Source organism: Serinibacter salmoneus (assembly GCF_002563925.1).
Taxonomy (GTDB): Bacteria; Actinomycetota; Actinomycetes; order Actinomycetales; family Beutenbergiaceae; genus Serinibacter; species Serinibacter salmoneus.
The window spans coordinates 2,638,072-2,652,744 of record NZ_PDJD01000001.1; the positions used below are offsets into that span (position 1 = coordinate 2,638,072).

The 14,673-nt window shown below is 72.1% G+C and carries 8 protein-coding genes; 1 reads left to right on the forward strand and 7 read right to left on the reverse strand.

Annotated features, from left to right (window positions below; all coding sequences use genetic code 11):
* Window positions 1–3: 3 nt before the first annotated feature.
* From ATL40_RS11795 to ATL40_RS11825, 7 genes are all read right to left on the reverse strand, one after another.
* Window positions 4–1,167, reverse strand: coding sequence for a DUF58 domain-containing protein (locus ATL40_RS11795; protein ID WP_169925965.1), 1,164 nt, complete (start codon window positions 1,165–1,167; stop codon window positions 4–6).
* The gene (locus tag ATL40_RS11800; protein ID WP_098469706.1) at window positions 1,157–2,125 is read right to left on the reverse strand and encodes an AAA family ATPase; all 969 of its coding nucleotides are present in this window, start codon (window positions 2,123–2,125) and stop codon (window positions 1,157–1,159) included. The genes ATL40_RS11795 and ATL40_RS11800 overlap by 11 nt, the downstream gene beginning before the upstream one ends.
* Window positions 2,122–7,965: an Ig-like domain-containing protein gene (locus ATL40_RS11805; protein ID WP_098469707.1), complete on the reverse strand. Its 5,844-nt coding sequence runs from the start codon at window positions 7,963–7,965 to the stop codon at window positions 2,122–2,124. Before ATL40_RS11805 ends, ATL40_RS11800 begins: the two co-directional genes overlap by 4 nt.
* A gap of 22 nt (window positions 7,966–7,987) precedes the next feature.
* Complete coding sequence (locus ATL40_RS11810) at window positions 7,988–9,445, reverse strand: serine/threonine-protein kinase (protein ID WP_098469708.1); 1,458 nt, start codon at window positions 9,443–9,445, stop codon at window positions 7,988–7,990.
* Window positions 9,442–10,245 carry an FHA domain-containing protein gene (locus ATL40_RS11815; protein WP_143556968.1) on the reverse strand — a complete coding sequence of 268 codons (804 nt, stop codon included), beginning with the start codon at window positions 10,243–10,245 and terminating at the stop codon, window positions 9,442–9,444. Before ATL40_RS11815 ends, ATL40_RS11810 begins: the two co-directional genes overlap by 4 nt.
* Before the next feature lie 283 nt (window positions 10,246–10,528).
* Window positions 10,529–12,703, reverse strand: coding sequence for an acyl-CoA dehydrogenase family protein (locus ATL40_RS11820; protein WP_098469710.1), 2,175 nt, complete (start codon window positions 12,701–12,703; stop codon window positions 10,529–10,531).
* 47 nt (window positions 12,704–12,750) lie between these two features.
* Window positions 12,751–13,419 (reverse strand): TetR/AcrR family transcriptional regulator, encoded by a 669-nt coding sequence (locus ATL40_RS11825; RefSeq protein ID WP_098469711.1) that lies wholly within the window; start codon window positions 13,417–13,419, stop codon window positions 12,751–12,753.
* 95 nt (window positions 13,420–13,514) lie between these two features.
* Here ATL40_RS11825 and ATL40_RS11830 point away from each other — a divergent pair, with 95 nt between their 5' ends.
* Window positions 13,515–14,561 (forward strand): hydroxymethylglutaryl-CoA reductase, encoded by a 1,047-nt coding sequence (locus ATL40_RS11830; RefSeq protein ID WP_143556969.1) that lies wholly within the window; start codon window positions 13,515–13,517, stop codon window positions 14,559–14,561.
* Window positions 14,562–14,673: the final 112 nt, after the last annotated feature.

The window sequence follows — 14,673 nt, forward strand, 5'->3', positions numbered from 1 at the left end:
GCGCTACTCCACGCTCGCAGCCGAGATCCGCCGGGTGAGACCGGGCAACTCGCTGAGGTCACCGAGTCGCACCATGACGTCGGCTCCCCAGGAGCGCACGGTCACCCCCGCCCCGGGTCTGCACACGATCGCCACCCGACGCGACGACCCCGGGATGTGCGACAGCGCCGCGCGCACCTGTGCGGGGGGCGCGGCCGCGCCGGTCACCACCACCACGAGGGAGGCGTCGGGAACGATCCGCCGGACCACGCTCGCAGCCCGCTGCGAGGACTCCCCGCCCGCTCGCGGATCCACAGCGCACAAGGCGTCCAGGAGGGCGGTCGGGGTCTGCACGGGCAGCTCTCGGCCCGCGACCGCCACCACACCACGGCCCTCCCGCACCTCCATCGCGGCGATGGAGGCGAATACGCTGACCGCGAGCTCGATGTCGCGGCGCCCGCGGTACTCCTGCTCGTCCATGGCCAGGACGAGCGCGGTGCGGGTGCGGCGCACGTCCTCGTCCTGGCGCACCACCACCCGACCGGTGCGCGCGGTGGAGCGCCAGTGGATACGCCGCACGTCGTCACCGGGGGTGTAGGCGCGCAGGGCGTGAAAGGCAAGGTTCGCCTCGGCAAAGGCGCTCAGCGCACGACCTTCCAGGTCCCGCACCTGTCCACTCACCGCGGCCGGAGCGGACACCGTCCGGGGGTGCACGAAGATGGACGTGCGACCGCTCCATACCCGTCGACGACGCACCAGGCCCAGGGCATCGGTGCGCACCGTGGTCGCCGGACCCACGGTCACCACAGCACGGTGATGGGTGGGGACCTCGAGTTCTGCCACATGCCCGGCACCGGGGCGCAGCGCGGGCACCTCGAATGCCGAGAGTCGGTCCCCCACCATGACCTCGACGATGGAGGCGGAGACTCGTCGCCGTGAGCGTGAGACGACGCTCACTCGGGCCGAGGTCGCCTCGCCGAGCGCCACCCGCAGCGTGCTCGCGGTGATCTCGACGTGGTAACTCGCCACGCCCCGGGCCTGCAGCTCTGCCACCACCAGTGCTGTGATCAGTGACACCCCGGCCGCGAGTGCCTCCACCCACCCGGTGAGCACGCCGAGCACGACCCCGATCGGCCCGGTGATCGCCACCCCGTAGCCGAGACGGGTGAGTGTGTGGTCACTCCTCATCGGCGCTGGGCGCGGGGACGAGTGCGAGCGCATCCTCGACGACCGCGTCGGGTGTCGCCCCGGCGAACTCCGCGTCCGGGTCCATCACGAGGCGGTGCGCGAGCACCACCAGGGCCAGGTCCTTCACGTCGTCGGGCAACAGGTAGTGCCGGCCCTGCCCGGCGGCCCACACCTTTCCTGCCCGCACCAGGGCGATCCCGCCGCGCATCGAGGAGCCCAGGACCGTACGCGGGTCCGACCGTGTCGTCTCCACGAGCGCGTTCACGTAGGCGAGGATCCGGCGGTCGGCGTGGACATCGCTCGCGGCCTGGCCGAGCGCGACCACCTCCTCGGCACTCATCACCGGTCCGATCTCCGCAGCGCGGTCACGCAGGGCCGAGCCCTCCAGGACCGCGATCGCCGACTCGGTGTCCGGGTAGCCGATCCTGGTCTTCATCAGGAACCGGTCGAGTTGCGCCTCCGGCAACCGGTACGTCCCGGCCTGCTCCACCGGGTTCTGGGTGGCGATGACCATGAACGGATCACCGACCGTGTGCACGGTGCCGTCCACCGTGACGTGCCCCTCCTCCATCACCTCCAGGAGGGCGGACTGGGTCTTCGGGGATGCCCGGTTGATCTCGTCAGCGAGCACGATGGAGGCGAGCACCGGTCCCGGTTGGAAGGTGAAGGACCCGGTCGACTGGTCGTACACCGACACACCGGTCACATCGGTGGGCAACAGATCCGGAGTGAACTGGATCCGGCTGTGACTGCCTTGCACCGAGGCGGCGATCGCCCGTGCCAGGGACGTCTTCCCGGTTCCGGGGGCGTCCTCCAGCAGCAGGTGCCCACCCGCCAGCATGGTGGTCAGGGCCAGCCGGATCACCCGCCGCTTGCCCAGCAGCACGTGTGCCACGTTGTCCGTCAGGGCCTGGAGCGCCGTGGCGAACTCCTGGGCTCCGGCAGCCGTCATCGTCATCGTGGTCCCCCACTCCCTCGGTTGATCCTGTCCCCCGCGTCCTGCGGCGGCGGCACCACCACGGTCAGGGCCGCCGGTTCGGAGGTCGCGATCGCGGTGGTCACGCGGATCCTCACCTGGTACTCCCCGGCAGGCACGGGCGCCTCACTCAGCCACGTGGTCTGTGTCCCCGCGGCGTAGATGCCCAGCCCGTCGATCGCAATCTCCGTGGCCGAGACCGGTGACCCCCCGTCACGCACCTGCCAGGTCAGGGTCACGGTGCCGTCCGTGGCGACCTCGGCCGAGGCACCGGTGACCAGGGGTCTAGCGGTGAGGGTCGTCGCAGCCGACCAGGGGGAGAACTCCCCGAGCGCGCCCTCGCTGTTGACCGCGCGGACCCGGAAGGACAGGCTCGCGCCTGCGGGCAGGTCGTTCAGGGTCAGCGCCGGGCCGGTGGCGGTGAGCGTCTGCTCAGCACCGTCGAGCCGGTACTGCACGTCGTACCGCGCGATGGTGATGCCTCGACCACCGGTCGCGGTCGGCGCCGTCCATCGCAGGGTCGGTGAGACCGTCGTCGTGCCCGGGGAGGAGGTGCCCTCCAGGGTCAGCGCGGTGGGCGTGCCGGGTGCGTTCCACACCCGGGTCCGGAGCGGTTGACTCCACGCCGACTCGCCCACCGCGTTGCGGGCCCGGACCTCGAGGGAGTACTGCTCCCCCGGGACCACGCCGCGGACGGTCAGTGACGTACCGCTCGTCTCCAGCACACCTCGCGCAGCCTGTGAGCCGTCGGCCACCGGCCCGGTCACACGAACCTGGTAGGTCACCGGGTCGCCGCTGGGCGCCGGGGCCTCCCAGGAGGCCGACAGCACACCTGAGCCGTCGCTCAGCCCGCTCGGTGCACGCAGTCCGGTGGGCACCCCCGGGGCTGCGGCGGCGACCTGCGGTGTCGAGTACTCACTCCACGCCCCCGGCTGCGCCATCTGATTGTGCGCACGGATGCGGACCCGGTAGCTCTCGCCGAGATCCAGGTCCTGCAGGACGTGTTCCAGGTCCTCGGCGCCGAGGCTGACGCGCTCCCCGCCGGGGGCCAGTTCGAGGTCGTAGCCGATCACCGCGGTTCCTCGGGAGGTCGCGGGCGCCCAGCGGGCGGTGAGGATGCCGTCCCCGCGTTCGAGGGTGGGGGTCGGCGGGGCGTCCGGCACCACGTCCGGGGTCACCGTCTCGCTGGGCAGGCTGGGTTCGGAGGAACCGACGGTGTTGCGTGCGGTGACGGTGAACGCGACGGGGACGGCGTTCGGGAGGCCCTCGAAGGTGCAGGAGGTCGTGGCGCACTCCGCCGTCCGGCCATCGCTCGCCGTGAGGAGATAACCGGAGATCGCCGCACCGTTGGCGGCGGGGGCACTCCAGGACAGCTCGACCGACCCGTCGCCCACCGACAGCACCGATGGCGGCGCCGGCTGCTGCGGTGGCGCCAGGACGGTGATGATCACCTCCGACTGCACCACGCGGCTGCGCTCGCCGGTGGCGTCCGCAACCGTCACGACCAGCCGGACCCGCCCGCGAGCCGCCTCGGAGAGTGCCACGGTGACCTGGCCACCGGTGCTGCTGGCGGTGGCGTCGCCGGTGATCTGCGTGCCCACCACGCTGAGCGAGCGGGCCGGGAACGGGTTGAAGGCGCCCTCGAGAACGTCCACGACCACCTCGCTACCGGCCTCGGCTGTCAGGCGATGATCCAGGAGCCGGGCCAGCGGCCGGGTCGAGGCGACCACATCCACCTCCACCCGGCCCAGGACCTCCTCCTGGCCGCCGTAGTCGATGGCGATACCGATCGCACCCTGGGTTCCGCTCGGCGTGTCGACCGCCGCCGAGACCGTCAGCAGTGTCCCGGACAGCGCCGCCTCCACGCCCTGCGGCGGGGAGCCGGTGAGGCGGTAGCGGTAGCCCGAGCCGTCCTCGCCGAGCGCCGCGACGGAGGAGGTCAGGTCCGCGAGGTCCACGGTCAGAGGCTCCTCCCCCGGGGCGATGTCGAGGCGCGCACCGGCGAACCTCGGCGGGTAGTCCTCGGTCGCGAGGATGGTCACCGGGAGGCTGAGCACCGACTCGCGCGTTCCGATGCCGCCGGGTGGGCCGTCGGCCACGGTCACGGTGAGCGAGGCCGGGCCGGCGTACCCGGCGCCCGCCACGAACTCGACGGTCTGGGAATCGACCACGCGGACCTCCTGCGCCTGCGTGGCGCTGACGGCATCGGCGTCGGCGAGCACCACCTCCTTGCCCGGCGCCACCTGTACGTACTCCGTCAGGTCCACCACGAGGCTCTCTCCCGAGCGCACCGTCAGCGCTTCGGTTCGGGGTCGCAGCACCGGCGGGAAGTTGCCGAGTGCGGGGACAGTGATCGTGGCGTAGCCGATGAGACTCTCGCCGTCCGGCCCCGCGACCTCCAGCCCGTACGGCACCACCCGGGTGGTGTCCGTCAGCGTCACCGTGAGGACGCCGAGCGATGAGACGTCCACGCCCTCGACACCCTCCGGCACCACCGGCTGGAGATCCTCCACGCCGCCGAGGGAGTTGTGTGCCAGCGCACGCACGTCGACCTCGACCTCGGCGCGCCCCACGGTGTCCACCGGGCGCACGACCACGTCCGCCGCCTCCGGCGCCTCGACCTCGGCGTCGTCGGCGACCAACACGGTGAGCACCGCCGAGTCCCGCGAGGTGACGGAGGAGGCGGTGTAGACGATGTGCAGCGCGCCGGAGGCATCCGGTGGGGAGGCCGGCACGGTCACATGGATCTCCTCGCCCACGACCCGCGCACTCACCCCCGGGGTTCCCACGTCGAGCGAGGGGAGGAGCGCCAATGCCCCACCTGCGGCATCGGCGTCGTTGCGCAGCACCGGATAACTGACGGTCGTGCCGGGCCGCACCTCGATGAGGTCGTCCACCGCGGTGACGGATCCGGCGTCCGTGGGCCGCGGGATCACCGCGACCCGGATCGTGGCGGTACTGCGCTGGCCCGCCCAGTCCTCCACCGCGTAGGTGAACGTGTCGGTCCCGGCGGCATCCGGGTACGCCTCGTACACCACGGTGCGCGAGCGCCACTCCGTCACCCGTCCCAGACTCGGCGCGGATGCCTGGCCGAGCAGGAGCACGCCGTCACCATCGGGGTCGATCCCGATGAGCGGGATCGGGATGCTGACCTCCTCGCCCGCGAACACCCGCGCGGTGATGTCCGTGGGCAGCGAGGGCTCCTTACTCGCGGGATCCGGCTCGTGCACCGCGACCGTCACCGCCGCGCTGGCGGTGCCCCCCTCCCCGGTGACCGCGACCGTGAACCGCTGGGTCGACGGCTCCTGCGGCGCAAGGAAGCGCACACTGTCACCCGAGACCATGACGAGGCCCGCATCCGGCTGGGTCACGCCGTCGGCCATGATGTTCAACTGCTCGCCCTCCGCGGCGGTGGCGTGCTCCAGGACCGGCACCGTCACCACCCCACCCGCCTTGACCGACACGTCGATATCGGCGAGGCTCGGCGCGAGCTGCTCCTGCGCATGCCCCTGCGCGAGCACGGTGATCGTCTCCGTGGCACTCACCCGCCCGTCGGTGGCGGTGTAGCGCAACTGCACGTCGCCCGAGACGTCGGCGACCCGACTCAGCGTGAGCGTGTCGTGGCCGCGCACCGACAGTTCCAGGCCCTCCCCCTGCACCACCTCGACCTCGCTCAGCACGAGCACGCTGTTCGCGGGTGGCAGGTCGTTGGCCAGGGGCCGGATCGTGACGTCCCCCGCGGCCGGAAGGTGGACCACGTCACTCGTGGTCACGATCGCGGTCGACTCCCCCGAGCGCACGTCCAGGCGCACGATGCCGCTCGCGACCTGGCCACCGGACGCCACCGAGTACGGGACCTCGTAGGTACCGGGGACCGCGCCGCTGACCCGGATGGTCCCCTCGGCCAGGTCGGGGACGATCTCCAGGCCCTCCACCTCCTCCACGCCCGTGAGCCGCATGGTGCTCGCGCCACCCGCCACCACGGCCTCCAGCGGCTGCACGGTGACCACCTCACCGACCGCGGCCTGCGCGTGCACGACGCCGAGGCCGGGTGGGAGGGAGGCGGGTTCGTGCACACTCACCGGAACCGATGCGGTGACCTCGTGCTCGCCGTCCGTGACGACCACCTCGAGCCGGACCTGTCCGGGCTCGGTGCCTCCGGGCCAGAAGGTGAGCAGTCCTCGGGAATCCAGCTGCACCTGCCCGGCGGTGGGGTGCGCACTGACGAGCTCCAGCGTGTCACCGTCCGGATCGCGGAAGTCCGCCAGCGCGTCGTAGACGAGGTATCCCCCCTGCTCCACGTGCAGGTGGGGGGAGACATGGTGTTCCGGCGCACGCTGGGTGCCCGGCTGGATCACGTGCACCGTCACGGCGGCACGCTGGGGCGTGGTGCTTCCCGATCCGTCGGTCGCGGAGTACGCGAACGTCACCTCGCCCTGCGCCTGCGCCGCCGCGGTCAGCTGCACCGACCGGCCGCCGTTGACCACGGTGACGTGCCCGATCTCGGCAGGCACGTCCTCCACGGCCGTGACCGTCAGCACCCCGCAACCAGCGGAGGAGTCGTTGCGCAGGACGTCGAGCACGACGACCCCACCGGGGCGCACCCCGAACTCGTCGTCGACGGCGGTGAGATCCGAGGCCTCGGTCCCGCACTCGGCGCCCGCTGTCGCGGTCGACTCCCGGTCCTGCGGCGCCACGGAGCTCTCCTCGGTGCGCGCCTCGAGCGAGGCCCACACCGCGTCGAGCCGTTCCGCCGTCACCTGGGGCACCCACACCGCGCCGCTCGCGGCGTCGTTGAGCACCACTCGCCCCCGGTTGCTACGCAGAATGGGTTCCACGGCCCCCGCCAGGGCGGGGACATCCAGCGTCATGTCGTCCTCGCCCCCGCAGCGCAGCGCGTAGGAGTCCGTCGCCCGCGCCCACGCGGCGTGCACGCACTCGCCGATCCGCACCGGGGCCGCGGTCGCCTCGGAAGCCACTGCCCCCTCGTGCACCACATCCTCGGTCACCGCACCCGAGCCGAGGTCCACGCGCAGCAGCGAGCCCGGGGTCGCCACAGCGAGTGAGTCACCGGGCGCGGCCGGCTCCTGCAGCCGGGCGTCGTCGGGCACCTGCACCACCCCGTGTGGCATCGACAGGGTGGTGCCCGCGAGCGCCACGAGGGACTCTCCCGCCACCGTTGCCTGCTCCCAGCCACCCTGCGGGGACGCCTCCCGGCGGCGCGTCGGGTCGGTGCGGGCCTGGCCGGCACCCTCCTCGGCCGCACCCTCCTCGCTCCGCCAGGTCGTGAGGAACTCCTGGCCTGCCGCCGTCATCGTGGCCACGCTGCCGTCGCGGCGCAGCGCGCTCACGCCGCCCGGTCCGGGCTCGGCATCCGGGACGTCCCGCAACGCGTCGAAGGAGCCCAGGAGCGCCACCGGCCGCAACCACGTCTCACCGGCCGCTGCGTCCCAGATCATCACCATGTCGCCCGCGAGGTCCACCTCCGCGCCGGCCGGCAGCGTCACGCTGGTGGAGCGCGTCACGGTCCGCACGTCCACCACGGTCAGGCGCGTCGCCTCCACCAGCAGCACCGTGGCCTCGTCCTGCACGACGTCGAAGGACTCCACCCCCGTGTCGAGTTCACCGGTCAGTTCTCGGATGCCGGTGTTGAAGCGCGCGAGGGCGTGCTCCTGGGGGTGGGTGACCCACACACCGCCGTCGTCGAGGGTGACGTCCTGGACACGGAGTCCGGGATGACCCCAGACCAGGGTGGTCGCGACCACCACGCCGAGCGCGAGCAGACCCCAGCGCAGCCGCGCCGGTGTCAGCCAGGCAGCCACACGCGCGAGCCACGCCGGAACCCTAGGGAACACACTGCTCCTCGGGATCGCTCAACGCACCGTCCTGGCGGACCACGGCCACCTGTAGGCAGACCTCGGTCACGCCCCCTGCCGGTACCCGCACCTGCGTCCGGGTTGTCGACTCGCGCGCGGTCGGTACGCCGTCGAGCTCCGCCTGCCAGGAGAACCGGTCCCCCGGTTGCGGGGACGGGTTCACCCAGGTGGCCACGACGTCCTCCCCTTCGCGGCGCAGGACCAGGTCGCTCGGGGCGGGGACCCCCGCGGTGAACGCCGGCTCGGGAGCGGGAGTCGGTTCGTCAGGAGTCTCCACCTGCGCCGCTCGGGACAGGGCCCAGGCGATGATGATCGTCGCGACGATCGCGGCGCAGAGGGCCAACGCGAGGCGCCGCACGGCCACGCGGCCCGCAGCCGGCACGGTCGAACCCGCAGTGGCAGGCGCGGGGCTCCCCGGCTCACCGACGCCGCCCACGCCACCGAGGGAGCGGGGGGTGCTGCGCCCCCGTTCACCCCCGGGTACCGCCGGCGCCGGGGCGGCGAGCCGACGCGTGGTGGCGCCCGTGGCCGCCGTGTCCCAGTCCGTCAGGTCGACCAGACTCGGGTCGCCGGTCGTCGTTTCGGGCAGCGAGAGCGTCAACTCGGTCACGGGTAGGCCGAGTTCTCGCTCGATGTCCTGGAGCGCGTGGCCCAGGTCCACCGCCGCGTCGAAGCGGTCCTGCGGGTCACGAGCCATCGCGCGCGCCAGCACGGCCTCCAGCGAGGTCGGGACGTCGGAGCGCCCCAAGGGCGGCACCGACTCGCGCAAGGTCCTGTCGACCAGCGTGGAGGCCTCCAGCCGCTCCGACCCGCGTTCGTGCGGCGCATGCCCGGCAAGCAACGTGTAGATCGTGGCCGCCAAGGAGTACACATCCGAGCGGGCATCGAAGGCATCGGGATCCTCCACGGCCTCGGGCGCGGCCCACAGCAAGGACATCCCCCCCGTGGACCCACCGTGGCTCGAGGCGATCCCGAAGTCCGCGAGCGCCGGCCACCCGTAGTCCGTCACCAGGACGTTCGCGGGCTTGATGTCCCGGTGCAGCACGCCGCTGCGGTGCGCCGTCTCGACCGCGGCCGACAACCGCACACCCAGGCTCAGCGCCTCGGGCACCCCCATCGGCTCACTGCGGTAGCGACGCGCCAGATTGGGGCGCGAGCAGTACTCCATCACGAGGTAACGACGGCCGTCCTCGCTCACCCCGGCCTGGTGGATGGTCACGATCGCGGGATGGTGGGAGAGCGCCGCCATCACCACCGCCTCGGTGGGTGCCAGCGTGTGCCCCTCACCGGTGCCGTGCAGCACCTTCACCGCGACGGTCCGCGGCGGCATCACCTGGCGGTAGGTGTACACGTCCGCCGAGCCACCACGGCCGATGAGGTCAAGGGGTTCCAGACCCTCGATGGCGGGCGCCCCCGGGCGTCTCATCGTTGCCCCACCTCGACCCGGAAGCTCACGCCGTCCGCGAGTTCGACGACGGCGCCGTGCCCGACCTCGGTCGCGACCCCCGCCTGGGGACGGAACGGGAGACGGCGCGGATGTCTCACCAGTACGCCGTTGGTGGTGGCCAGGTCGGTCACCAGGACCCTCGCGCCGCGCACCTCCACCCGGGTGTGGGTGCGGGCGATCCCGCCGCGCGGGCTCGCGACGCAGACCAGTCGCGCCGCCTGCCCCGCCGGAGCCGTGGGGGCGCGTCCGATCAGTACCGGCCCCTCGACGTCGAGGCTCTCCCCGGAGGACAGGTGCAGGCGCACCCGCACCGGCGCGGCCGCCGGGGCCTCCAGGGCCTGGTGCGCGGCGTCCTCCTGGTCCCGGGGGGCGAATGGTTGCCCGGAGGCGGCGCCCGGAGCACCGGTGCCGGGGACTGCGGTGACCTCCCCGCGCACCAACGCGCCCACGCGCGCCACACCGGCCAGCAGCGGCATCCACGGCTCGCCGCCCGCGTGGCCCGCGACCCGCACCTCGAGCTCGTCGGCCGCCTCCAGAACCTCCTCGGTCCAGGTGGTCGCGCTCGCATCGCCACCGGTGGCCTCGAGCGCGGCACGGTCTCCGCGGGCGAGCAGGGTCGCCTCGCCGTCGCTGGTCGCGTCGAGCACCAGAACCGCGTCGCCCGTGCGCTCCCCGACCAGGCGCAGCGCGGCGAGCCGTGCCGCCCCCCCGGTGGCCGACGCCCCGTTCAGCAGACGCCACCACTGCACAACGGCCTCATCCGGCGTGGTCGGGGGCACGCATGCCAGCATGGGGCCGCAGGCGATGGCAAACCACTCGCCCTTCGCGTAGTACCACGGCGACGCCACGGAACACCCCCTGATGACCCCCTGCCGAGTTCGATGCGCCCGAGCCGATGACGACCGCCGGGCACATCGAACCTGAAGCGATCAGACTACTGTGCGCATCAGGGAATACCACTCCACCCGCGCACGCCTGGACCCGGGGCATCCGCGCCGCTGCGGCCCAGCACGCAACAGGACGCCGAGCCCCGGTCGGGGCTCGGCGTCCTGTCGCGGGAGGTCAGGCGCTCGCGCGCTGTCCCCCGACTCGCCCGGCGCCCTTCGCGCGCCCCTTGGCCGTGTCCTTCTCCGAGACCGGGGCCCGACCCGTGGCCCGTTCCTGACTGTGGTACGCCATCGCCTCGGCCTGCCGCGCCGCCTCCGCGCCGGTGGCGATGTCGGCACGCAGGTGCTCGTCGCCGTACCCGAAGGAGTCCACGATGCTGCGCAGGTGCGGGCGCAGCCGCTTCAGCAGACGCTCCACGTAGGAGGTCACCGTGCGGGCACGCTGTGCGGACAGGCGCCCGTTGACCACGTACCAGGCCATGTGGTCCTCGATCGTGGTGAGCGCGAACACGTCCCGCAGCCAGGTCATCACACGCTTCGCCTGCGGGTCGGTGATGGCCTCCAGCGCCCCGGTGAACGCCTCCCACTGCATGAGTTCGCCGTGCGCGCGAGCGGCCTCGATCAGCTCGACCTGGTTCTCGTCGAACGCGGCGGCCTTCTCCACCGGGCTGCCCTTCTGGCTCGCGCGCAGCCGCAGCGCGATCTCCTCGACCATGGACTCCACGCGGTCCTCCAGCAGCTCGCGCTGCACGGCCGGGTCACGCAGTTCCTCCGCAGAGCGGGCGCGCGAACCCCAGTCCCGGATGGACTGGGAGGCCCGGCGCAGCGGCGTACGGTGCAGGGCCATGTCGCCGGCGCGGTCCGCGACCCAGCGCACCTGACCGGCCACGTCCATCTGCGCCGTCGAGCGCCCGTAGTCCGTCAGCAGGCGCTTGCCGACCAACTGGAGCAGCACCGTGTTGTCGCCCTCGAAGGTGGCGTAGACGTCCATGTCGGCGCGCAGGCTGACTAGACGGTTCGCGGCAAGGAAGCCCTGCCCACCGCACGCCTCCCGCGCGGTCTGCAGGGTGTCCAGTGCGTGCCAGGTGGACAGGGACTTGGCGGCCGCCGCGAGGGTCTCCAGGTCCTGGCGGTCCTCGTCGGTGTCGTGTTCACCGGAGAAGACGCCGTGGAAGCGCTCGAGCAGGTCGTTGTGCAGGAACTGCACCGCGAGCGTGCGTGCGAGACGGGGGATCAGGCGCCGCCGGTGGGTGCCGTAGTCCATCAGCACCGTCTCGACGTCGGGGTCGGCGCCGGTGAACTGGCGGCGCTCCGTGCCGTACCGGATGGCGATGGCCAGGGCCATCTTGGAGACGACCGCCGCCGCGCCGTCCAGCGAGACGCGCCCCTGCACGAGAGTCGAGAGCATCGTGAAGAAGCGCCGCCCGGGCGAGGCGATGGGAGAGGAGTACTCGCCGTCGGGCGCCACCTGGCCGTAGCGGTCCAACAGGTTGGTGCGCGGGATGCGCACGTGATCGAAGGCCAGACGACCGTTGTCGATGCCGTTCAGGCCACCCTTGACGCCGTCGTCCTCGGACTGGATGCCCGGGAGCATCGGGTAGGCGCCACGCTCGTCCTTGGGGGCGGTGGTGTCCCGGATCGGCACGTAGAAGGCGTGCACGCCGTGGTTCACGCCCCGGGAGATCAGTTGGGCGAACACGACCGCCGCGACCCCGTGCAGGGCGGCGTTGCCGAGGTAGTCCTTCCACGCCGCCCGGAAGGGGGTGTGGATGACGAATTCCTCGGTCTCGGGGTCGTAGGTGGCCGTGGTGCCGATCGAGGCGACGTCGCTACCGTGTCCGATCTCCGTCATCGCGAAGGCGCCGGGCACCTCCAGGGTCATGATGCCGGGGAGGAACTCCTCGTGGTTGTGCTCGGTGCCCAGGTGCAGCACGGCGGCACCGAACAGACCCCACTGCACGCCGGCCTTGATCTGCACGGACGGGTCGGCGACCACGAGTTCCTCGAAGCTGGCGATGTTCCCGCCGGGGTTGTCCTCGCCGCCCATCCGCGTGGGGAAGGCGCGCTGGACCTCGCTCGCGTCGGCGAGCTTCTGCAGCGCCGCGAGCACCCGATCGCGGTGCTCGGGGACCGGCAGGCCGGGGACGTGCACCAGGTCCGGGTCGGTGGCCACGGTGCGGGAGTGGCGGCGCAGCTCGGCCCAACGCCCGTCGAGCAGGTCACCCAGCTCCCGGATCGCGGCCTCGGTCAGGGGCGTGGCGTGGTCGGTCGGCGTGGTCAGGCCGGGGGCCGTCCCGGCCGTGGTCGCGGTGCCGTCCTTGTCGGTGGCGCTCTGCTCGGTGAACTCCATGGTGACTCCTTCGTCGTGCCGCGGGCGGCGGTGTTCTTCGGGCGCGGTCAGCGCCCGCGGTGGTCCTGCGAGACTGGAACGGGTGAGGGGCTCGTGCCGTGGCACACCCACTCGGTGATGGTGTCGGTGAGGTCCTCCAGAGCGCCGGCTCGGGAGTCCGCGTCGTGGGAGGTCTGCTGCAGCCACACCTCGGCTGCGCCGCGCACGAACCCGATCACGCCGCCCGCCCACGTGTCGGCGAGCCCGGGTGGCCTACCCGAGGCGGCCAGGACCTCGGCGAGCACGGGCACCAGGAGGGCAGCGGCGTCATCGGCGAGCGTGCGCATCGGACCGGTCCCGGAGTCGGCCTCCCCGCGCGTGACGAACGCGTAGACCGAGGGGGAGCGGGAGATCATCTCCAGGTAGACGCGCACCATGCTCGCGATGACGTCGTGCGGTTCCCGGGCACCACTGGTCGCGCGGGCGAGGGCGTCGCCCAGATCGACCAGCACGGCTTCACCGATCGCCGTCTGCAGGCCGGTGCGGTCGGTGAAGTACCGGTAGACGATGGACTTCGAGGTGCCGATGGCACCCGCGATCTCGTCCATCGACAGGTCCGAGCCGCCATGGTGGATGGCGCGGCGAGCGGCGTGCGTCAACTCAGCGCGCCGCTGGGCGCGATGCTGCTCCCAGCGGCGGGAGCGACCATCGCCACTGACCTCGGCCACCTCACTCATGAAACTCAGAGTATCAGGTACTTGGAGTTTCGCCCACTGACCCGGGAGTGCCCACCGGGGCCGATGGCGGGTACCAGTAGTACCGTCAGGCGGTGATGAGCGAACAGGCACACACCCCGATCCCGCTGAAGTGGGTCGGCCCGCTGCGCATCAGCGGCGACGTCACCGACGAGATCAGCGTCCCGCTGGCCACCTACGAGACCCCGCTGTGGCCGTCTGTCGGTCGTGGCGCACGGATCTCCTCCCTGATCGACGGGGGCATCCGTGCCGTCGTGGTCGATGAGCGGATGAGCCGGTCGGTCGTCTTCGAGGCGGACGACGCCGCCACCGCCCTGGCTGCCTGGCGGCGCCTGGAATCCTCCCGCGAGGAACTGCAGTCGGTGATCTCCGCGACGAGCAGATTCGCCCGGTTGATCGATCTGCACGTGCAGATCGTGGGCGACCTGCTCTTCCTGCGCTTCGAGTTGACGACCGGGGACGCCTCCGGGCACAACATGGTGACACTGGCGGCCGAGCGGTTGATGGACCACATCCTCAGCGTCGAACCCGGGCTGCGGTACGGCTCGATCTCGGGCAACTACTGCACGGACAAGAAGACCTCGGCTGTCAACGGCATCCTCGGGCGCGGCAAGAACGTGGTCACCGAGGCCCTCATCCCGCGCGAGCTGGTGACCAAGCGGCTGCGCACTACCGCCGAGCGGATGGCCACGCTCAACACCCGCAAGAACCTCCTCGGCTCCCTCGTGGCCGGGTCGCTGCGCAGCGCGAACGCGCACTACGCGAACATGCTGCTTGCCTTCTACCTCGCCACCGGCCAGGACGCGGCCAATATCGTCGAGGGGTCGCAGGGCATCACCCGGGCCGAGGACCGCGACGGCGACCTCTACTTCTCCTGCACCCTGCCGCACCTGATCGTGGGGTCCGTGGGCAACGGCAAGGGCCTGCCGCAGGTCGAGGAGGCACTCACGCGCCTGGGGTGCCGCGAGGATCGCCCTGCGGGCGAGAACGCGCGACGACTGGCCGTCTTGGCGGCCGCCGCAGTGTGGTGCGGGGAGCTCTCGCTCATGGCGGCCCAGACCAATCCAGGTGAACTGATGCGGTCACATGTGGTGCTGGAACGCGGTTCCCGCCCAACCCCATGACCGTCCACACGAGCGGGGCCACGCCGGGTACCGGGCTCTCACAAGACGTGGAGATCACGTGGAGGGTCCGTCCAGGTAGGCTGGTCGGGTCGTTCACCAAGTGAAGTAGGTC

Excerpts from the sequence above, each read along its gene's own strand:
- ATL40_RS11810 (WP_098469708.1), bottom strand. The coding sequence starts at position 9,445 with ATGAGACGCCCGGGGGCGCCCGCCATCGAGGGTCTGGAACCCCTTGAC.
- ATL40_RS11820 (WP_098469710.1), bottom strand. The coding sequence starts at position 12,703 with ATGGAGTTCACCGAGCAGAGCGCCACCGACAAGGACGGCACCGCGACC.
- ATL40_RS11800 (WP_098469706.1), bottom strand. The coding sequence starts at position 2,125 with ATGACGATGACGGCTGCCGGAGCCCAGGAGTTCGCCACGGCGCTCCAG.
- ATL40_RS11795 (WP_169925965.1), bottom strand. The coding sequence starts at position 1,167 with ATGAGGAGTGACCACACACTCACCCGTCTCGGCTACGGGGTGGCGATC.
- ATL40_RS11825 (WP_098469711.1), bottom strand. The coding sequence starts at position 13,419 with ATGAGTGAGGTGGCCGAGGTCAGTGGCGATGGTCGCTCCCGCCGCTGG.
- ATL40_RS11830 (WP_143556969.1), top strand. The coding sequence starts at position 13,515 with ATGAGCGAACAGGCACACACCCCGATCCCGCTGAAGTGGGTCGGCCCG.